Annotated in this window: 17 protein-coding genes and 1 other RNA gene; 10 read left to right on the forward strand and 8 right to left on the reverse strand. The window is 52.1% G+C overall.

Features of this window, described 5'->3' with window-relative positions:
* Positions 1–13: 13 nt before the first annotated feature.
* Positions 14–730: an ankyrin repeat domain-containing protein gene (locus KA369_19250; protein MBP7738121.1), complete on the forward strand. Its 717-nt coding sequence runs from the start codon at positions 14–16 to the stop codon at positions 728–730.
* 5 nt (positions 731–735) lie between these two features.
* Here the strand turns inward: KA369_19250 and KA369_19255 are convergent, their stop codons facing one another.
* The 4 genes from KA369_19255 to KA369_19270 form a co-directional block, all read right to left on the reverse strand.
* Positions 736–1,809, reverse strand: coding sequence for a hypothetical protein (locus tag KA369_19255; protein ID MBP7738122.1), 1,074 nt, complete (start codon positions 1,807–1,809; stop codon positions 736–738).
* A 30-nt stretch (positions 1,810–1,839) separates the two neighbouring features.
* Positions 1,840–2,565: an SH3 domain-containing protein gene (locus KA369_19260; protein MBP7738123.1), complete on the reverse strand. Its 726-nt coding sequence runs from the start codon at positions 2,563–2,565 to the stop codon at positions 1,840–1,842.
* A gap of 74 nt (positions 2,566–2,639) precedes the next feature.
* Positions 2,640–3,662: a (Fe-S)-binding protein gene (locus KA369_19265; protein ID MBP7738124.1), complete on the reverse strand. Its 1,023-nt coding sequence runs from the start codon at positions 3,660–3,662 to the stop codon at positions 2,640–2,642.
* Between the two features lie 191 nt (positions 3,663–3,853).
* Positions 3,854–4,507: a TetR/AcrR family transcriptional regulator gene (locus KA369_19270; protein MBP7738125.1), complete on the reverse strand. Its 654-nt coding sequence runs from the start codon at positions 4,505–4,507 to the stop codon at positions 3,854–3,856.
* A 170-nt stretch (positions 4,508–4,677) separates the two neighbouring features.
* On the opposite strand from KA369_19270, the gene KA369_19275 reads away from it, so the two are divergent.
* From KA369_19275 to KA369_19285, 3 genes are all read left to right on the forward strand, one after another.
* Complete coding sequence (locus KA369_19275) at positions 4,678–5,514, forward strand: phosphotransferase (GenBank protein ID MBP7738126.1); 837 nt, start codon at positions 4,678–4,680, stop codon at positions 5,512–5,514.
* Positions 5,514–7,133, forward strand: coding sequence for a glycerol-3-phosphate dehydrogenase/oxidase (locus KA369_19280; protein MBP7738127.1), 1,620 nt, complete (start codon positions 5,514–5,516; stop codon positions 7,131–7,133). Before KA369_19275 ends, KA369_19280 begins: the two co-directional genes overlap by 1 nt.
* A gap of 494 nt (positions 7,134–7,627) precedes the next feature.
* Complete coding sequence (locus KA369_19285; GenBank protein ID MBP7738128.1) at positions 7,628–8,530, forward strand: patatin-like phospholipase family protein; 903 nt, start codon at positions 7,628–7,630, stop codon at positions 8,528–8,530.
* A 113-nt stretch (positions 8,531–8,643) separates the two neighbouring features.
* On the opposite strand, the gene KA369_19290 is transcribed toward KA369_19285, so the two are convergent.
* A complete protein-coding gene (locus KA369_19290; protein ID MBP7738129.1) occupies positions 8,644–9,777 on the reverse strand; it encodes a hypothetical protein in 1,134 nt (377 codons plus the stop codon).
* Positions 9,778–9,962: 185 nt separating this feature from the next.
* Between KA369_19290 and KA369_19295 the strand changes: the two genes are divergently transcribed.
* Positions 9,963–10,709 carry a hypothetical protein gene (locus tag KA369_19295; protein ID MBP7738130.1) on the forward strand — a complete coding sequence of 249 codons (747 nt, stop codon included), beginning with the start codon at positions 9,963–9,965 and terminating at the stop codon, positions 10,707–10,709.
* 159 nt (positions 10,710–10,868) lie between these two features.
* Positions 10,869–11,777 (forward strand): NDP-sugar synthase, encoded by a 909-nt coding sequence (locus KA369_19300; protein MBP7738131.1) that lies wholly within the window; start codon positions 10,869–10,871, stop codon positions 11,775–11,777.
* Here KA369_19300 and KA369_19305 read toward each other — a convergent pair.
* The 3 genes from KA369_19305 to ssrS all read right to left on the reverse strand — a co-directional run bounded on the left by KA369_19305 (position 11,767) and on the right by ssrS (position 15,087).
* Positions 11,767–13,965 carry a hypothetical protein gene (locus KA369_19305; protein ID MBP7738132.1) on the reverse strand — a complete coding sequence of 733 codons (2,199 nt, stop codon included), beginning with the start codon at positions 13,963–13,965 and terminating at the stop codon, positions 11,767–11,769. The two genes, KA369_19300 and KA369_19305, sit on opposite strands and share 11 nt — an antisense overlap.
* Before the next feature lie 45 nt (positions 13,966–14,010).
* Entirely contained in the window at positions 14,011–14,772 is a 762-nt protein-coding gene (locus KA369_19310) for a hypothetical protein (GenBank protein ID MBP7738133.1), read from the reverse strand.
* Positions 14,773–14,912: 140 nt separating this feature from the next.
* Positions 14,913–15,087, reverse strand: a non-coding RNA gene (gene ssrS, locus KA369_19315) — 6S RNA.
* Positions 15,088–15,496: 409 nt separating this feature from the next.
* On the opposite strand from ssrS, the gene KA369_19320 reads away from it, so the two are divergent.
* The 4 genes from KA369_19320 (at position 15,497) to KA369_19335 (ending at position 21,243) form a co-directional block, all read left to right on the forward strand.
* Positions 15,497–16,363: a hypothetical protein gene (locus KA369_19320; protein ID MBP7738134.1), complete on the forward strand. Its 867-nt coding sequence runs from the start codon at positions 15,497–15,499 to the stop codon at positions 16,361–16,363.
* Between the two features lie 409 nt (positions 16,364–16,772).
* Positions 16,773–17,867: a VWA domain-containing protein gene (locus tag KA369_19325; GenBank protein MBP7738135.1), complete on the forward strand. Its 1,095-nt coding sequence runs from the start codon at positions 16,773–16,775 to the stop codon at positions 17,865–17,867.
* Positions 17,868–18,076: 209 nt separating this feature from the next.
* A complete protein-coding gene (locus tag KA369_19330) occupies positions 18,077–20,029 on the forward strand; it encodes a cytochrome C oxidase subunit II (protein MBP7738136.1) in 1,953 nt (650 codons plus the stop codon).
* A gap of 302 nt (positions 20,030–20,331) precedes the next feature.
* Positions 20,332–21,243 carry a hypothetical protein gene (locus tag KA369_19335; GenBank protein MBP7738137.1) on the forward strand — a complete coding sequence of 304 codons (912 nt, stop codon included), beginning with the start codon at positions 20,332–20,334 and terminating at the stop codon, positions 21,241–21,243.
* Positions 21,244–21,279: the final 36 nt, after the last annotated feature.

Genomic DNA, 21,279 nt, shown 5'->3' on the forward strand with positions numbered 1-21,279 from the left:
GGGGGGTAGCGCTATGCAAGGAACAATCAAGGAAGCAGTAACGGCCATACTCCTGGCGGGCGTCCTGTGCGCCGCCGGCTGCGCCGGTACCCAGGGAAAGGATAAATCGGCCGCGCTCACAAAAGAGCTCTGGAACGCCGTCTGTTCCCAGGGGAACGACAAGGTGATCGCCGAGCTGATCAGGAAAGGGGCGAACGTGCGCTACGCGGAAAACGGGCTGCCCCTCATCAACAAGGCCGTGTCGTGCAAGGTGAAGGTCGACAGGATCAAAACGCTCCTGGACGCCGGCGCCGACATCAATTCGGTCAACCACGCACAGGAATCGGTCCTCATGTTCGCCGTCGACTATGACCAGCCCGAGCTGGTGAAGTACCTGCTCGAAAGGGGCGCCAACATCCACCAGCGCAACGAGTTTGGCGCGAACGCCCTGTCCTGGGCGCAGGACCGCATCAACAAGCGGGAGCTGAACATGTACCTCCGGAACGCCGGGCTGGCCAGCATGGGATACGGGTTCGTGAAGGCTAAAAGCGGCCTCTGGCTCAGGGCGCAGCCGAGCCGGAAATCGGACAACTTCATCCTGGTCCCCCACAACGAGAGGGTCGACTATATCATGATGATGCCCGGATCGCGGGAGACCATCGACGGCATTAACAACTACTGGTACAAGGTGCGCTACAAGGGGAGCGACGGGTACGTTTTCGGCGGATACCTGGGCCGGGACCCGAACTGACGGTATCACTCGAAAACAAATAATTCCACCCGCGGCATGAAGCCGTGATGCCCCACCTGTGTCGATATGGTGATAAAGCAGAGATACTTTATTTTCCCTCTGCCGTCATACTCGACCTTGCAATAGCCGTAATTGTAGGTGTTTGATTCGGTCATGGATGATACCGGCCGCCCGTCGCGGTAGTAGAGTGCACGGTCGAAATCCGATGCATACGCTGATTCCCTGTTATCGTTGTAGACAATGCGGATTATGTTGCCCCGCCCGTCATACTCGACCTGGTAAATGTTCCCGTTTTCCGCCGGTTTCCCGATCTCGACGTCCGGTACGGGCCTGACAAAAAAGAGGCCATTCATGGCGTCGCCGGCCCTGAAATTCTTGAAATCAGGATCTCCTTCCTTCATTTTCCTGAAATATCTCGTTCTGGCCGGCGTGGTCTCGATCGCTTTCGCGTCCCTGGCAAGAAATTTATACAGGGGATAATCAAGGAGTTTTTTCTGGGCTCCATCGGCCAGGGGCGGGGGGCTGGTGTTTTCCCTCAGCGAATAGGGTTCGCCGCCGATGCGCCGGGACTGCCACAGGTATGCGATGGCGCTGGCGAACTTGTTCCACCTGAGGTAGCTGATGCTGATTTCCCTGTAAACTGCGACAAGATTATCCTGGAGGTTGCCCATTACTTCGTCATCTGACGAATAAAGCTCTCCCCTGTTTTTCGAAAGGAGGCCTTCGGCGTTGGTGAAGCACTTAACGCTCCTGTCATGTTCCTTCAGCTCCCTGAAACAGCGCCCCAGTCCCATGTAGGATTTGAATCTTGCCGATAACGAGGGGTTGTTGGGAAGGGCCGCCGCGTATTCATTCACCGCTTCTTTGAAATTGCCGCCCCTTTCAAGCTTTTCCGCGGATTGGAGTATCTTCGCCGGGGCCAGCCCCCTGTTTTTTCCCGCGGCGCTATTGATAAAACCGTAGGAGGATTCCTCATAGGTTTCACCATAGGACAGGCGGGTATATTTCATCTGGCCCAGGGCGCGGCCATGAAGGGAGACGCTTATAAGTATCAGGGCTATGACTCCGATTTTTTTCATTCTCCTGTCCTCCTGTGATATGGATGCCGGTCATTCGATAATGTACGAACGGCATTCATTTGGTTTAATGGATTTCATAGACACGATGCTTCCCGTGATATCCGTTCTTAGCTCCTCGTTGACTTTTTTCGATGCATACTTCGATATTTTAATTGTGAGTCGATAGCATTTCTCGCCGCAGCCGTCTTTTCCAAAGGCGATTTTTTGACCTGTTCCCGATAGTGTGAATTTCAGGGAGAACGCGGGAGGAAGGGATTCTGAGAATTCAAGGCTGTTGCCGCCTTGTTTTATATCATCCGGGCATATGCCGCCGCCGATATCGATTACGGCTTCTTCCCCTTCAGCGTAATATCCGGAGTAAATCAGGCGGTACTGGTCCATGAATCTGAAACCGGGTACACTTTTCTTTTTTAAGAACCCGGAAAACACATAGCCGCGGACCGATTTTTCTTTCCAGAGGACCTCAACCCAATGGCCTTTAACCCCGGACAGGTCCATACTTTTATCGGTGACATTTTCAAGATAGACTGTTGTATTAACGGGTATGGTCGTTATTTCTTTACCGCGCATTGACGGCTCCTCTCTCATTTTCAGGCCGCTCTGTGCCGTTGTCGTCATCTGCAGGTACTTCCCGTAATCGATACGGTGGTCTATTTTTTCGGCTTTAACGGCTCCCGGCAAAAGCAACGGCACTATCATGGTCATGAAGATTGAAAGAATCGAATGCGCTATGCTTTTAAGTTCATGGTTATTCATTTCATTCACTCTCCTTGGATGGGAATTCAACGCTATAATGAAATATTAAAGAGCTGTCTACGATGCGCCACGGTTCAGCCCGCGGGCCACGATATCTCTCCCAGGGCCATGCGGCACAGGTCGGTGATAAATATCTTGGGCAGGCCGGCCTTGGCTGTCGGCTCCCGCAGCACGGCTTCGCACATGGGGCAGATGGTAATCAGCGCCTCGGCATGGCTGTCGATGGCGTCCCGGATATTGTCGTTTTGCATGGCCATGGCGAGTTCCCTGTTCACGAAAAGGGCGGGGCCCCCGCAGCAGAGGGCGTCCACGCCCTGGTATTTTCTTGATACGCGCTCCACGCCAATGAGCCCGAATATCTCGTCGAGCCAGGCGTCCTGCTGCGGCAGCCACCGGACGGCGCAGTTCGGCTGGTAGGCAACTCTCCTGTTCAGCCTTCTGATGTCGTCCCGGTTATTTTTAAGATAGTCGCGCATGTATTCGAACAGGTGCGTGTAGCGGTAGGGCACGTCGATACCGAGCTCCCTGGCCTTGATGTGCGCAAGGATGTATCCCTCGTTATGGACGTAAACGATGTCTTTGCCCAGCTCCGCGAACGCGTCGATTACCTTCCGGCCGTATCGTTCCGCCAGGCTCTCGCCGCCCATGTGGGCCATGCCGACCAGGGATACATACTTTCTTCCCCTGACCACGGTCATGCCCTTGAACATCCTGCTGTCGAGGGTGCCTTCCGGGAACTGGTTGAACGTAAAGGAGTCGAATGAGAGGGCGGGCCTGCCCGGGTCGCCCTCGATCACCTGGAAGTCGCTGCTTCCTTTTTCAAACGTTCTTTTCACTGAATCGGTAAAGGCCTTGAAGCTCACGGCAATGGGGCTCCCGAACCTCTCCTGCATCCTGTAGATGAGGCTGGCAGGGTCGGCCCCGGTGGGGCAGTACTGGAAGCAGGCGTTGCAGGTGACGCAGGTATCCAGGATGCCGGCAGGTTTCCCTTCTTTAAGAAGCGTTATCTCGCTGACGGCCCGCTCCCTGTCGTAATCGACGTATCGGCACTTCACCAGGCAATCGCCGCAGAGATCGCACTTCGATGCATCCCACATTTTTTCACCTCCAGAGCCACAGGATTATAGTAGAGATAATATGAGATCATTCATTGAAAACGCAAGTTAAATTTGAAGTGGAATCGCATGTTCTCGTTGAGGCATGGGGTCGCCGCGTAATGTTCACCATATCTCCGCGTCTCAGCGCCACCGCGAGAGATCATGGTTGTTCCGGATATTCGGTCACTGAACTAGCGCTTTTTTTCAGATTGCCTTGAGAAGAGGCTCTTCACCGCGTCATCGACCATCCTGGCTATGACCTTTTCGAAATCTCCCACCTCCATGGTGACCCTGCTGTTATTGAGGGAAACGATGCCATGGAGAATGCTCCAGAGCTTCATCAGGTAGTACAGCGCTTCCCGGGATTCTCCGCGGGATCGCCTCTTCGTGATCGTATCGATGGTCTGTTTTGTCATCGCGGCTATTGCGAGGGCCGTTCGGTTCTCGAAATCGGCCAGCTTTTCATGCTTTGTGCCCCTGTAGTCGATGAACCGGGGAAGGTCGAGGTTGAAGAGGACGTTGTAATAATAGGGATTCCCGATGCCGAACCGCACATAGGCATGGGCCATGGCCTGCAGCCGCCGGGAAGGGTCACTGAACGGCGCCGCGGCCTCTTCCATGGACCGCCGCAGCATCTCGAAGCCCCTGGTGAGGATATGGAGATAGAGCTCGTCCTTGTCGGTGAAATAATTGTAAATGGTTTTGGCCGTCACGTCGAGCCTGCTCCCCAGCTTGCGCATGCTGAAATTGGCGAAGCCGGCCTCGTTGATAAGGGATATGGCTTCATTGATCATATCGTTTCGTATCTGTTCGATTTTTTCCGGCGTCGCCGCTGTCCTGGGCATTCTTTCGCTTCCCTGGGGATATTTAATCAACAAATGTTACAGTAACATATGTTGAAAAAAAGTCAATATTTTCATCCGCCCTATTGACTTTTTTTGCCGGTATTGGTATCTTAATAAAAGTAACAGATGTTACTTTTATTAAGATACCGCGCCTGGAGGAGCTGAATTACATGGAAAAGCCAAAAACCCTCTCTCAACTTTCCGAACCCATCGCCATAGGGCGTTCCGCAGAGATTTATCCCTGGCAGCCCGGGAAAGTGATAAAGCTTTTTTTCGCCGGTTTCTCTCCCTCGGAGATTGAGAGTGAATTCCAAAATACCTGCGAGGCGGACAGACGGGGCGTATGCGGCATGAGGTGCTACGAAAAGGTGCCCATTGAGAACCGCGTCGGCATAGTCCTCGACAGGGTGGAAGGCGTATCCCTTACCAGGTTATCTGAAAAGAGCCTGCCTGCCTTTTTTTCCCTGCCCCGGAAGCTGGCGGAGCTCCATGCCGGGCTACACGGGAAAAAGAGCGAGTCCCTGAAAGAGATCAGGTCCTTTGCGAAGTCTATGCTTGACCTCAAACCCCTCGACTTCCTCGGTGAAGAGGAAAAGGGGAGGGCCGGCGCGCTCATTGACGCCCTCCCGGGCGGTTCGGCCATCCTTCACATGGACTTTCATCCGGAAAATGTCCTCGTGCAGGGAGATTCATACGTCATTATCGACTGGATGACCGCGGCGCGGGGAAATCCCGCCGCCGATGTGGCGTACACCTATTTTCTCATGCACGACGCGGAGCTGTGGCCGGGAACCCCGAAGCTGAAATTGATCTTCTATAATATTGTCCGTAACTATATACTCCGCGGCTATCTGAAAGAGTATAGAAAAATGACAGGCATGACCATGGAGGAGATTAACGCGTGGAGGCTCTCCATATTGCTGCTGCGCCTGGGACTGTGGGACATTGACAGCGAGCGGGACAGGCTCAGGACGGAAATCCGCGCTATCATATCGAGGATAGGATGATGAACACTATTACATTGAACAGATTCACGGAACATCATAAAGATGAGGCCTTTGACTGCCTCATCATGGGAGGCGGCATCACCGGGGCGACCCTGGCCTACGAAGCGGCAAGCCGGGGGTACTCGGTGGCCCTCGTGGAAAAAGACGATTTCGGAGGGGCCACCTCGGCCGCCACGGGCAAGCTCATCCATGGCGGGCTCCGCTACCTGCAGCAGCTTGAGGTGGGACTTGTTCGGGAGTCCCTGAAGGAACGGCGCATCCTTTCCAACATTGCCCCCAACCTGGTGTACCCTTTTCCCATCATATTGCCAAACGCCGGCCTGGTCGTAAAGGCGGGGCTTTTCGTCTACGACCTTCTCTCGTTCGACCGGAACCGGGTATGGGACCGGAGCAAGCGCATGCCGGGATTCCGGTCCATGTCGCGGGACGAGGCGATCGCTAACATGCCTGAAAGCGGCGAAAAGGAGATTAAAAGCGCGGTGCTGTATTATGATTGCCTCTGCCTGAGCCCGGAGAGGCTGACCCTCGCCTTCATCAAGTCCGCGGCGTCCCATGGGGCGAAAATCGCCAACTACGCAGAAATAAAGGAGCTGATGATCGAGAATGATACCGTCGTCGGGGCCGTGGTTCTGGATAGGATCACGGGCAAAACCATGAAGCTGAAGGCCTCTGTCACGGTGAACGCCACCGGTCCCTGGACCCAGCAGCTCCTGAACGGGAACAGTAAAACAAAAACGCCATTGCCCAAAATGCGCTCCGAAGGCATCTACCTGGTGACGCGGAAGCTGACGGACACCATGGTCCTCTACGTGGGAGATCACGGGCACTTCAGCTTCGCTCCCTGGCGAAACCACAGCCTGATCGGTCCCACGGAAACGCCCTATTACGGGAGCGTTGACGACTGGAAGGTGAGCGGGGAAAGCGTGGAGAAATTCCTTGACGTGATAAACAGTGCGGCCGCCCTGAAGAAGCCGCTCACGAAGAACGATGTGCTCTTTTCCTACGGGGGGCTCCGTCCCCTGGCAGAGACAGAGACAGACGACACCTATAACGCGTCGCGGCGCTCCGAGATGCACGACCATGAAAAGGATGGCATTCACGGCCTCATATCCGCGGCGGGCGGCAAATACACGACCAGCCGGGAATTTGCCCGGCAGATTTTCGCGCTGGCGGCTAAAAAGGCGAAAAAATCCGCTAAGCCCAGCCTATCCCACCGGGAATATCTCTACGGGTGCGATATCCCCAGCATCGAGGAGTTTATTTCCGGCGAGAAACAGGCCCGGGGGGAATTCGGGGAGAATACCATTGATTTCCTCATACGCCATTACGGCAGGGATTACGAGGCTGTTCTGGATATCGCGCGGTCTGCAGGGGATTTGGCCAGGTCTGTCAACGAGGATGGCGAGATCATGGCCCAGGCGGCATTCGCCATCAGGAACGAAATGGCGAAAACGCTGAAGGATATCTTTTTCCGCCGCACCGGAATGGGATGCCTGGGGGATCCCGGAGGCGCGGTGATCGAGGCGGTTTCCGGGATCGCCGCCGCGGAGCTGGGATGGTCCGAAGAAAAGAGGACTGCGGAAGTGGAGTCCCTGAAACGGGCCTTTATTGTGCCCTGAGGGTGATGATAATTTTCAGTGCTTATAAGTAAAAAAGGATTGATTGTTTTACAATGCCTGAATTCGTAATTATTTGAGTCAGGCGTTTTTATTATTAAATATGATATAAGCGAATTTGACATCTCATTTTTTACTAGTTTCGTATGTTAGTTTTTGATAATCGGTTATTTTGCTGCGGAAGGTCCATCTGCTGCCAACTGGAGGTTGGCAGTGCCGACGTTGATAGGATGTCAAAAACACGTCGGCGACCATCCTCGCTTTACGCAAAAGCAGAGCCTATTCGCGACCTCCTGTCGCGGCTCTGCACTCGATCATCCTGATCAGCGCACCATGTTTTGCTCGTTTTTGAGCTGAACAATGCAATATAACACTTATCAGGTCGAAAAAATGAGATATCAAATTCGTTGTAATTTTTTCATATTATAAAACGCCTGACTCGAGTAATTATTTCATGTAAGGGGTTTTTGGGGGATACAATTTCTCAGGTAACGACAATGCCAGCGAATTCAGGAAAAAAAACCGGGTATAAAAAGACTGATAAATCAAGGAATGCAAAACAATCGTCCTTCGACGCGGTTGTTTTCGCCGGGGGAGGGACCCGATGCCTCTGGCAGGTGGGTTTCCTCGAGATTGCGGCGCCTGAGCTCAATATAAAGCCAACGGTAGTGGCCGGTGTCAGCGCCGGAGCGGCAATGGCCTGCATGGTCTATGCGGGAAAGGCCACGGAATGCCTGGAATATTTTAAGGAAATAACCGGGAACAATGAAAAGAATTTTTATCCGCGCAATCTCTTCACCGGCAAACCTTCATTCCCCCATTATGATATGTACAGGGATACGGTCCTGAGGTTCATGGATGAGCAGGCCCTGAAAAAATTGAAGAATGACCATGATATAAAAATCCTCCTGGCAAGGCCCCCGAAGTGGCTCGGGCCGAGGTCCGCGACCTTTGTCGGATTTATGACATATTCAATAGAAAAGAAGATCGTTTTTCCGGTGCATTCATCGTGGTCCATGAAGCTCGGATTCATTCCGGAGGTTGTATCGGTAAGCGAATGTAAAACGCCCGATGACCTGGCGGACCTTATTCTCCAGTCTTCCTGCACACCTCCCTTCGTGCCGATCATGTTCAGAAACGGCGGGACGGTCCTTGACGGCGGCCTTGTGGACAATGTGCCGATCATGGCCCTCCGGGATTTCCAGGGAGAAGCGCTGCTCATGCTCACAAGGCAGTACGCCCCGGAAAAAATAATCAATATCCCGGGCCGCACCTATGTCCAGCCTTCGGAGCCGATACCCATTACGAAATGGGACTATACCTCTCCGGAGGGACTGCAGACGACCTATGACCTGGGCAGGCGCGACGGGGAGGTGTTCATTAAAGAATGGCGCCGGTAACATCCAGGAATTTTCTACGCCGGTTCCGGAAGCCGGCAGGCAATACTCGTCGAAATCCGCCGGGAGCCGACGCTCCAACCATGAAGCGCGGAGGATCAATTACATTTATGCAGTCAGCTTCGTGAGAAAAATCTCTTCAATTTAACTTTAACGCCCATCAGTACCACAGGCGGCAGCATGTTCATGACCAGCTTGACGTAATTCGGGGCGGGAGGACGATATGACGCGTTTTCCTCCAGGCCGATGGCCCTCCGATTGCACGAAGCGATACAATTGCCGCACCCGACGCAGAGCGCGCGGTCATAACGATGCAGTCTGTTTTCAAGGGAGTGCGCGCCGGTGTTGCAGACGGCGACGCACCTTCCGCAGTTATTACACAATTGCCTGTCAACGACAGCGACCGCGCACGGCGGCGCCACCAGGTACCGGCTGAAACTGTTATGGATCTTCAGTGCGCGGCAGCAGCAGTCGCAGCAGGTGCAGATGGCCGTTGGAAAATGCGGGAGGACATTGGAAGTGAAAAAAACCAGGTTCTTCGATCTTCTCTCGGCGACGATATCGATCATCTCTTCCTTCATGACAATGCGGCCGTTCCCCTCCTTTGCAATGCCCAGAGAGTAGTCGCCGAAGGTGAGGCATCCTTCATCCGCCGATGCCCGTTTGCATTCATGGCCGGTCAGGCGCATCGAGTGTCTGCAGGGGCAGGCGTGGAAAACCGCGAAATGACGGTGTGCATCGATCATTTCCGACACGAGGTCGCTGTCGGCGATGACGCTCCCCCCATGCGCTTCCTGCCGTACGGGTATATTCCGTATGGCGTTGACCGGCCTGCTGAAATAGTCCCGCAGATAGCCTGAATCGACCAGGCCGTTGATATGCTCCGCGTATGCGGCATGCCACTCGCCGCCTTCACCGGTCCTTAAAATATGCTCGAACGTGCCGGGTATCAGAGGATAGAGCATGTATCTGCCGGCTATGGTGATGATTATTCTTTTACTGGTCATTCCTTCAAGGAGCGGGATGATCGCGCGGGGATGAATGCCAGATTTCCGCGCGATTCGCGACGCGCTTTTCGGATACATGAATGACAGGTGCCTGCAGACACGTGCTTCTTCCAGGGTAAACAGGTGGGAGATCATTGCGACCAGTTTATCGCTCATCGGCGGTCCCATGATGCTTACCGAGCTGAACATCCTGGCCAGATCGATAAAGAAGGGATGGACGTTGTATTTTGATGTTTTTTTCATGGCGGTGCGTGGTGCCGATTCACCTGTAGATGATGAGCAACGTTGGATAATTAAGCAACTATATTTTGGAGTTTATTAATGCCTTGAGAATATAGGACTATTAAAGCATCCGCATTTCTAAAGGGGCTTAGTGATAAAGGGGTAGAATTCATTCGATTAAATGGTCTCTACTGAATGCTCGAAATATGATTGACACGGATTTGACGAACGCAATCATTTTTAATAATTTAGACCGATTTGCATTGATCGCACCAAGGAGGATGAAAATTATGTGTTTCTCAGCAAGCGCCAGTTTTACGGCGGGCGCGGTACTAACTGTTGCCGGAGTCGCAACAACTAAAGAGGTACATAAACCCTCGCAAAGGTTATTTGCAAGTATTCCCTTTCTTTTTGCAATTCAGCAGTTTGCCGAAGGATTCGTATGGATCGCATTTACGCAGCCCGATACTTTCATTAGTTTAAAAATCAGCACCTATGCCTTTCTTTTATTTTCTGATATTGTTTGGCCGATAATGATCCCTTTATCAATATCCCTGATGGAAGAGAACAGAAAAAGGAAAACAATTTTGCGCATAGTGGTGGCATTGGGTGCACTCCTGGCGTTGTATTACTCGTGTTGCTTATTGATTTTCCCTGTTAATCCCCAGCTCGTTGACTGCCACATAAACTATGACGGTACGTTCCCCAAAATGTTCGAGATACCGGCATTTCTCATTTATGTGACGGTTACCATCGTACCATTGTTTGTTTCAAGTATAAATAGAATTCGCTGGCTAGGAGTATGCATGTTCCTGGCCTGCGTGGTGTCAGTGGTCTTTTATATACAGGTTGTCACTTCAGTCTGGTGCTTTTTCGCCGCGATATTAAGCGGGATGATCTTCTGGATTCTACGGGGGAACAGACCGGCTTCTATACGGGAGGCTGATGCATAAAAATTCTGCGATACATTCATAAGTCTGAATGCCCGAGGACCGCGGTTGCGTGAGGGACCCGAAGGCATTTTCGGCAATTCTTAAAGGGGAGAGGATGACACCGCGGCTAAATTAATACTCTTCTTGACATCTTTCCTCGGTCCGGGATTTTATAACGTTATGAAAGCGTTTCTTCTCGCAGCCGGTTTCGGCGAGCGCCTCCGCCCCATCACCGACGCCATGCCCAAGCCCCTGGTGCCGGTGATGAATGTCCCGGCCATCTGCTATGCCCTTTCCCTCGTTAAAAACGCAGGTATAACCGACGTTGTCTGCAACGTCCATTATCACCGGGAGCAAATCGTCGATTTCTTCCGCCGGAACAACAACTTCGGGCTGAATATCGTCTTCTCAATAGAAGAAACCATCCTGGGCACCGGCGGCGGCCTCGAGAACTGCCGGGAACATTTTAAACACGGACCCTTTCTTTATATTAACAGCGATATCATCGCGCCCATTGACCTGCGGTCATTCATATCATCCTTTAATGCTTCGCGGATGGACGGCTTCCTTCTGGTGAGCGGAAGCGCGGGGCCGGACAGTCGCGTCACGGTCCGGGACGGCCGCGTCGTCAACCTGCGTAAGATCCTTCCGGTCGAGGAAAGGCCTGGCCATGACTTTCTCGGCATCGCGGCGTTCACGCCGGAGATATTCAAATATCTCAAGCATGGCTTTTCCGATATCGTCGAAAACGGCTTCATTGACCTGGTGAAGCAGGAAGCCCTGGGATGTCATGATCACAGCGGCCCGTGGCACGATATCGGCTCCATGGAGTCATACCGCCTGGCCAACATGGCGCTGCTCAATATGGACGAAGGCTTCAGAAACGCCGTTACAAGCGCCACCGGCCTGGGGCCTCGCGCCATCGCTCCGACGGCGCGCATCGGCAATAATTGCTCGATAACAAGGTCTGTTATTGGAGGAGAATGCGTTGTCGGCGATGGAGCAGTTATTGCGGAATCGGTGCTCCTGCCGGGTGCGGTAGTGGAAAACAGCGCGAGAGTGATCAAGCGGGTGATGTTTAGATCTTGAAATCCGTCCTCACGTCGCAGGAGGTGATGATCTGCGAGTTGGAGTAGCGCCGCTTGTCGCTCATATTTTGATAGAAATACCACCGGTGCTTGAGGGATACGCCGATCATGTCGTTCATCCTGATGGTGACGGCGTTCTCAAGCTCGTTGCGGAAATAGTTGCTTTCCTTGTTCTTGCCCTTGGCGCCGATCAGCGACAGGAACAGGTCGAGCTTCAGGTTGTAGGTGAGATTTTTCAGGAACTCGTACCTCATGTTCACCAGCATTTCGAAACCGAACACCACCGGCCTCACCGGCTCGTGGATGTATTTTTCGATACCGCACCCGAAGGTGCCGGTGAGGAATTTTGTCCGGATGTTCATGCCAACGGTCTCCCTGATGGTGACCGGCCGGAGGAGCTTCCGGTACTGTATGAACTGGTTCAGCGTGTCATAGTCCGACACCTTGGAGGGCATCGTGGCGCCCCGTACCGGCATGAGCACCGTGTCGAGCTGGCTCTTGACGTAGGGATTGACGATGCGGTGGACGTTGGGCATGTACGCGACGGTGCCCCGCACCAGGTTCTTGAGATAGTCCCTGTCCTGGCGCAGAAAATTGATGTAGGGCGTCACCGTGATCATGTGGTGCCGGTTGTAGAAGATGAAGTCGATCCTGCCCTCGACGCCCCACTTGGTGTATGATTTCGACGTCTCGCCCACGGGGATCTTCACGGTCCTGTCCACTATGATTCGCGACGCCTCGTAGTAGGCGGAAAAATAGAGGTCGATCATGTGCCTGAAGCGCCGGTCGAGGTAGAGGAAGTTTTCATTCAGGAGGGCCTTGCGGCCCCTCAGGTCGCCGATGATGATGTCGGGGATCGTTTTCCAGGTGTTCTTGAAGGGGATGTTTTTCTGGAGCGCCTTCTCGATCTCTTCGAAGACAGTCTGGGTCGACACCACCCGGTATTTCCTCCGCGGCATGACGATGTATCCCTGGATCAGGCGGTCCTCGAAGCCGGTCACGGTATAGCGCTCCAGGAGGCGCCGGATCGCGGTAATGTCCTCCCCGGAGAGCCGGTAGGTGTAGACCGCGTAGTTGTCGTGGACCGCGGAAATCACGTCCACCAGCCTCGTATCGTTGGCCAGGTCCATGGGGCTTACCGTGTTGTTCTTCACAACCGCCACCTCGGCCTCGGAGAAATCCTGGAGGAGATGGGCCGTCCGCTTCTGGTCGAGGCGGACCGGCCTGTCGATCCTGGACAGGGCCATGTCCTGTTCGGCGGCGAACTGTTTTTTCCACTGCGTAAGCCTGCCCAGGAAATCGTTATACCCCTCGTCGTCAACGGCGTGGTGCGCCGGTTTTTTGAACTGGACGTCCGATACGGTGATGCCGCCCTCCAGGGAAAGCCTCAGGAGACAGTACCCCATGTCGGGCGGCACGGTGATGATGGAGCGCCGGTCGGCAAGGTCGAGGCGCACGACGCTGCCGCCGGTTAGCACGCCGCGGTGGTCCCCGCCGGAGAGCACGAGCCTGACGGCGGGGAAGGCGCTGAGGATCCTCATATTGTCACGGTACCCGAGGCCGGAGACGAGGATGATGTCGGTCACGGATTGTTTTTCCAGGTCCGCGACGACGCCGCCGAGCGCCTTGATCTCGTCCTCGATGGAGATCCGGTACACGTTCTTTTCGGCGATATCGATGAGTATCTTCTTCGAAGAAAGTCCCACGAAGGCCACGCGCCGTCCCTGCAGCTCCTGGATGATATAGGGCGTGAAGAGGGGCGATCTGTCCCTCAGGATGTTCGCGGAGAGGAGGGCGGTGGCGCCGCGGCCCTGGAGGAACTCGAGGCTGGACACGCCGACGCGGAGGTCCATGGACGAAACGAGGGTCGACCGGCACCGGAGGTGGGAAAAGAAGTCCATCATGGAGCCGCCGTAATTATGCTTCGACAGCACGCCGGGATAGAAGGAGTTTCCCAGGTCGAAGTAGAGCGCCTTTGTCCTGCGGGTTTCCATGACGATGGACTGGCCGAGGAGGAGCATCGGGTCCCGCGTCTCCTGGCCGTCTATGTCCGGGATGAAGCGTCCCTCGAGGTTGGATGTGAGAAGGAGCGTTACCGGCTCGGCGGGCGCGGCGGGGCGGGGAAGGGCGAAGCAGAGGGTCGCCCCGGCAAGGAGCAACGCGCCGGTCATCCATCTCCTGCGTTTCATGACCGCCGTGTCATATCTGTGGGATAAGGCTGCCATGGATACCGTTCATTTCCGGTCCGACTTTTTCGATTCCAGGGAGTCCAGCTTTGATTTCAGGTCTTTAATCTCCGATCCTTTTTCTTTCAGGGATGAGCTCAGCGATTCTATTTCCTTCCGTTGAGAGCTTATCGAGGATTCCCGATCTTTCAGCGCGGCGTCGTTTTTATCCAGGAGGGTTTTCATTTTTTCGATTTCCGAGAGAAGCTCCCTGCTCTTTTTCTCGCCCTGGGCTATCTCCCCCTCCTTTTTGGCAAGCTCGGATTTCATCTGGTCCGCCGCTGCCTGGAGGGTCCCGAGGGATGCCTCCTTCCGCGTCAGCTCCTCGCTTCTTTCGGCGAGCTTCTTTTCGAGGCCGGCGATGGCTTCATTCAGCTTCTTTTCCATGGCTGCCCATTCCTGCTCGGCCTGGACGAGCCTGTCGATCAGCGCCTTCTCCTTCTTCCTGTACTCGTCGGCAAGCCGATTGGAGGTCTCCAGGAATTCCGCCTTCATGCGCGCGTTCATCTCCGTGAGATCCTTGATCTTCCCGTCGGACTGGCTTTTAAGCACGGCGTAGTCGTTCCTGAGCCGCCTGATGGTCTCTTTATGATCGGCGTTTTCCGCCTCGATGAGGGAGTTTCTTTTTTCCAGCATGGCGGCCCGTTTCTTAAGAACGGCCAGCTCCGATTCAAGGTCCGCGGCGCTCCTGTCGCTCCGCTGAGCCGCGCCCGCGCAGGAGGCGACCAGCAGCGCGATAATGGTTACAACCGTGAAGAGATACCGTCTCACAATCATGGTCCTTGGTAATCAATAATTTATTCGCAAGCTTTCATTTCGATGAATCTGGCACGGCGACACATCTATAATTGAAATCAAAATAGTATAATGATGTGGCCCATGGCAATAATAATTCGGGGTCGGAGAAGATAAAAAAACCCGCGCTGCCGTGTAGGAAAGCTTTTTGAACCTGATACCAGGTGGGTTCCCGCACGGATGGTTTAGCCTTCCCCGGAGGGGCGTGACCGCTACATCCAAATATTGGGATCCCTAAAAAGCTTTAGGTTCAAAAAAATATAATTCCTATCACCAACAGCGCAGGCGGCTTTCTATAAGGTAATCACGGCTTTATTTATCAACAAATTTTTTTTCATTATTTCTGAAAAAACGTGGTTCACCGAAACATTATATTAATACGTAATTAAAATGATGAAAATCGTGGAAAAGCTTTTTTGTCACCTAATGTTAATTTATTAAATTAGGGGTCGTGGCTATCCCAGCGAGGCCGCTCCCGGGCATCCGTGCCCTTCGCGGCATTCCTGCCATCCTGGCAGTAATATGCGACCAGGATAGCGGATGACGTCGCCGACTCCGCCGAGTCAACTGGTGCGCTGGACAGGATGTCCGAGTGCAGAGCCGCGACAGGAAGTCGCATTTGGCTCTGCTTATACGAGGCGGACGAGCGGGATAGCCCGACCCCATATATGAGCTCTCATAAAGCTATTCGGGACAATTCTTGAATTTAATCATTGACATCATTGAGCGCATGGCGTATCTCATCATATTTGACGGTGAACCCCTCCCGGGCCATTGTCGTTCACGCATATCGTTCATCAATCATCGGCGGCTCCGCCGCATCAATAGTAACGTAACCGAGGTGGTGGCAATGTTGTTGAAATATTTCAAGGATTTTGATAAAAAGCTGATCAAGAAAAAAGCGGCCGACGAGGAAGCGCCGGTAAAAGGCAAGGGATCGTCGAAGGGCGCCATCGACCTGCGTCACCTGCAGGAGAGCCTGTCGCGCATCATCCCCTCGCATTTAAAGGTGGGTCCCGTGAAGCCCATTGATTCCGCCGGCTTTTCGCCGGACGGCGCGGACCTGGTGATATATAACGAGTATTGCCCTGATATCGTTAATATCATGGGAGGATATGTTCCCTGCGAGCTGCTATACGGCCTGATCCACGTGGTCCAGACCCTGAACAAGGACTCCCTGGTGGAGGCGATGGGCAAGATAGCAACGGCAAAAAAGCTGAACACCTTCGCCGCGGGCTCCGAGGAGGATGAGGCCATGCATATACCCTCCTTTGTCATCGTCTCCTCGACAAAATACGAGTTCCAGGAACTGAAAAACGACATCATTAATTATTATCTTTCCAAGAACATCGAGTACAAGTACGAGCTGGATATACTCATGGTGCTGCACAAGGGGATTGTTGTTAAAAACTGGCGTGAGAAAAGAAGCTTTATCGCCCTGGAAACAAACGAAGATACCTTCATGTGGTTTTTTATCCTCATGAATGAATACCTTGACATGAAAAAAGACCGCGCCATAGATTTCCGTAATTATGTCAAAAAAGAAGTGATCTATAACGAATTTTAAGGCTGCACATAGCATTACAAAAAACAGTCTGAGCCCTCGTGGGAGGGCTTTTTTCCGGGCGCTGCTTTGCTTTATAAGACAAAATATAACAGACCGGTGGTTTTCTTATGTTTTTGTCTTGTTATTTGACATAATATGCCTGCAATAAGGCTATATTGATATACCGCCAGTTAAAAATTCTGGATAAAAACAGCTCCCTATTGAGATTAAATTTTGTATAATTCGATTAATATTCTTGACATATATTCAAATATTCATATTATTATTGACCTATTCGATGGGGAAGTCCATTTGCCCGGAATACTTAATCATTAGACGCTTGTTGTTTTCCCCCAATAGTAATATCCCATGGGGATAACCGGGTGTTGATGAATCTGGAAGTACCTAAAATAACATGAGGAGAACTATTTTGGGACGAAAATCATGTAAAGCTATAGCGCCGCTCATTGTGCTGTTACTGGCGGCCCAGTTTACACTGGCGGCTGTGAATTGCCTGGCGAGGCAAAGCAAAGATCTCATCCTTGTCCTTGACACTTCAATGAGCATGATCGGCCGAGCCGGCGGAAAGGACATCCTGAACGATGTCAAGCGCTCCATCAGCGATTATATCGACCGTGTGGAGGACGGCGACCGGGTAACCTTCGTGACCTTCGATACAGATGTGAAGATATATCCGACGGTCATAATCGATGATGACAATGACAGGGATATCCTCAAGAAGTACATCACCATGACCGAGGCGACCGGCCTCTGGACCTATACCTTTAAAATGATAACAAAAGTCCTCGAGTCGGCTGAAAATATCGACAAGAAAGACGGACGTCAGACCGAGATCGTCATAATGACGGACGCCATCGACGATCCCCCACCGGGAGATAAAAAATTTGATTTCGTGGAATTCGCCAAGAAATACGGCAAGAAGTCCAAGTTGTGGGTATACGTGCTGAGCTTCTCTCCGGCAATGAAAAGCGAAGCCGCGAAAAAGATGGAGAAGGATCTTGGCCTCATATCGGACAACGTGAAGGTTATACAGACGGGAGAGCCGGAAAAGGGAAAAGAGGAGCTGATCCAGGACGAAAAGAAAAGAGAAGCTGAAGGAAGGAGCGTCCTTATCCCGATCATTATTGCCGGCGCCTGCATTCTTCTCGTGCTGGCCATACTTTTCTTCGTGAAGAGGCTGGCGGATCTCAAGGTCGTGGGCAGGCTCGAGTACTGGAACAATGAGATCATAGAGCCCTACATGCAGCGCTTTGACCTGGCGCGCAAGCCTTCCCGGGAAATAATGATCGGCAAGGGACTCGGGTGCCTCGTAAACGTCAGGGATATCAGCATCAAAAAGCCCATAATGATCAAGGCCGTCAGGCATGAGGGGACCGTACGGATGAAACTGGTTGACAGTGAGAGCTCCAGGGTCGAGATGGTGAACCGCCAGGCGGACGGACTGTTGCAAGACGGCGATATCTTTAAGGTGGGCAATTATACTTTCAAGTATTTCGCGTCCTGACAGGTGACTTGAGAAAATATTTATTATAGAAAGAACATAACGGGACGATATTGTTTAGCGTACGTGTTGAAGAATTTTTAGAAATAAATCTTGACAGAATATTCTTCAATACTATTATATTACAATTTGATCAATATATATAATTACATTTGAATAGACGCACATAAAGCATGAATTAAAAGCGTTGCGAAATTAAGGAGGAATAATAAATGGGTTTTACACAATTTCCCAAAAGTCCAAACAAGTTTCACCCGACCATCCCCAATGCCGTTGGTTCCCACGAATCATACGCGCAGGAAGGCCGTGATAAAATTGCAGAACAAAGACTGATTGTAAACGAGACCACGGATCGGGTCATCAATCAGGTCCTGACGAGACTGCCCGAGGATGTATTGGTGAAAATGGATGTCATGGGCGGTTTAAAGGAAAAATTATATAACTACATAAACCAGACCTACGTCAACATGTTCAACCGCTACACGGTAACCATGGAAGACGAGTTCATGAAAAAGGTCCGGGACTTCGTCGACAAGGAAGAGCTCCGCGGCCTTGCCCGGTATACGCCGAGGGAAGTGATCGAGCTCATGGACAAGATCGCCGGACCGGACAAGTTCCACACCGGTGAAATTGAAAAGTCCATGATTAACATGTATGGCCACCTTCAGGGTCATATTCAGCGGGGCGTCAACGACCTTGAGACCGAGACCAACTCTATACTCCGCCAGAAAACCGACATCGGCGCCTTCGTCCGCGGCCAGAACGCATACGCAATATTGAAATGCGTCTTCAAAGACAATGAATATCGGCCCAAGTATGTATATGATGTAAAGCTTTCGATCAACGTACTTGAAAGCGAGCTCATCAGCCCGATGTATCACTATCAGGTGACAGTTGAAAACCTCCTTAAAGACGCCATCCAGAAGCACGTTCAGGACCTGATTGACCGCCAGGTGCAGGCCTTCAACGACGAGCTGGTCGACCAGGGCAAGCGCGAGCTTACCGGAAGCGAAAAAATGTTTGAAAAGATCAAGCGGATCGAGAACTTCACCGATGACGAAAAAGACGACGAGAAATCGAAACGCTACACCATCCTCGCCAAGAAGTTCCTCGACAAGATCGAGGGTCTCAGGGCCGAGATCGATGTGGAAGACTTCGATCCCCTCAACATCAGGGAAAACATCAAGTTCATCATCGACGAGGAGAACGTCCGGAACCGGGGCTACAACACGGCCATCAACAATATCACCTCGATCCTCGACACCAGCAAGCTCGGCTACCAGGTGTGCAACAACATGAAGAACGCCCGTGTATGCCATATCCGTGAATATGAGGATACCGATACGTCGATCCTTCCGGATGAGCGGTACGCGATGCGGCTTGCATACTATGATCAGAATCAGCTCAAGGTCGAGAAGAAAGAATACGACAAGCAGATGGATTCCTTCTCCACGGAGATCAAGATGCTGTGGGACGTTTGCCACGGCTATTACGAGTCCAAGAAGCGGTTCCGTTCCCTGAAAGACTTCGATGACCTGTCAGCCAGGATCATGTCCAAAGAGTGGAAACGGGCCAAGAAAGAGCGCGAAGAGGACCCGGAAAATATACTCTGGAACGAAATCGGCGAGATGTATCCGGAAGACTCCTTCGTTGAGAAGAACAACCGGACCTATGAGAACAGGATCGTCAACCTGAAGAACAAGCTGAACTATCTCACAGACATGCTCTCGAAGATGCATGGGTTCCAGAACCCGGTAGAGCGCGTTATCCTGGACGAGCGGATCAATTTCCTGACCAAGCGGTTCAACGAGTTCACCTACCGCGTGAATCCGCACCACATTCAGCCGGGCCTGATCCTCGACATCGACATCGCGACGATCAAGAGAAAGCAGTACATGCTGAAAGGTATGGCGAACGTGCTGAATGAATTCCTGTACGGCGTATCGAAGGGATTCACCGATGCCGCCTTCGCACAGTACACGCGGCGCCGGTCCACACAGCGCGAAGATATCGATCAGTCCTTCGCAACTGCTGATAGCAGCGAGAGCGTTATTGAAGAGGCATATAAAGCTGCTCAGCCCGGTGAAATCAGCGGCACGGTAAGCCTGTCGCCGAAATCGAAAACCGCATCTCCTGCGAAAAAATCGGGGCTGAAAGAACTGTAAGATGCAAACAAGAACATAGGGTACTACCGGGAGGCCGGCTCTGATGAGCCGGCCTCTTTTATTGTATACATAAATTTAAATATAATTGCGGATATGTCCGGATGTAACGGCCTATTTATTGCGTTTCACCCGTACAAAGTGCTTGCAATTAATAATGTTAATTTTATATTATCAACATACGGGGATTTAAAAATACTGAGGCTCCTTGGCGCCTGTATCCTTCTTCGTGCCGTAGGGATACGATTATCGCTTCGGAACCGGTATTTCTTCCCCAGCAAAACTCGTAATAAGGGAGTACAACCATGGAGAGCACCTATTTCGCATTGGCTTCCAAAGCAAATTTCAACAAGGCCCTCCGGCACTTCTACAAAGTGACCGAAGTAGTCGATGAAATTGAGACCAATAGAAACCTTGCTGACGTAATAAACAGCGGACTCGATGCCAATGAGATCACGGAAGATCAGATATTGCCGATCGTTGGTTCCGTAATACGGGATAAATACGGCTACACCTATGATTCATACAACATAGTCGAACCGGTCACCGAGTTTCAGAAAATAGCGGATGAAACGGCGAAATGGACTGCCCTTGACATCGTGTGCGTCTATTACAACCCCGGTGGAAAGACTTTCCTGATCAACCCGAAGAACCCCGAAAACTGGGAGCGCGTCAGGGAGCTTCACAATGATCAGCTGATGGTTATATATGTTAAATTCCTAAAAGAGGAAAATAAGAAGATCGAAGAGGCTGCGATCAACACGTTTGAGGAAATGCTGTCCGGAAAGGATGTTTTCATCAACAAGGCCTTCATCGACCAGACCGTTGTCCAGGCAAAGCCCGTCGTCAAAAAAGAGAAGAGGGCCGAAGAGCCGGGGAAGGGGGTTGCAAATATCACGCCGAAATACGCGGTGGAAGTCTCCAATGAGCTCTTCCATAACGGCAACGTCGAGGCGTGGAAAAAGATCGTCGAGAGCTACACCACGTCCTTCCCTAGCCTCAAGGTATACATATTCCATGGAAGCGAGCTGGTCAATGACATAAACTCCCTGTTCAAGTGGGGTAAGGTGAAACATGGCGATACCATATTCTTCCAGGTCGCCGGGGAAAACATCAAGGGAGTGTCAAAGCTCCAGAAATACCTCTACGAGGGAGCCAGCCCGAGGTTCGAGCAGTTCCTGAAGATCGGCGTGGGACAGGTGCTGAGGCTTTTCTAAGGCTTGTGAAATCATCTACAAATTCAGAGGAGATTC

It is taken from the genome of Spirochaetota bacterium, assembly GCA_017999915.1.
GTDB lineage: Bacteria > Spirochaetota > UBA4802 > UBA4802 > UBA5550 > RBG-16-49-21.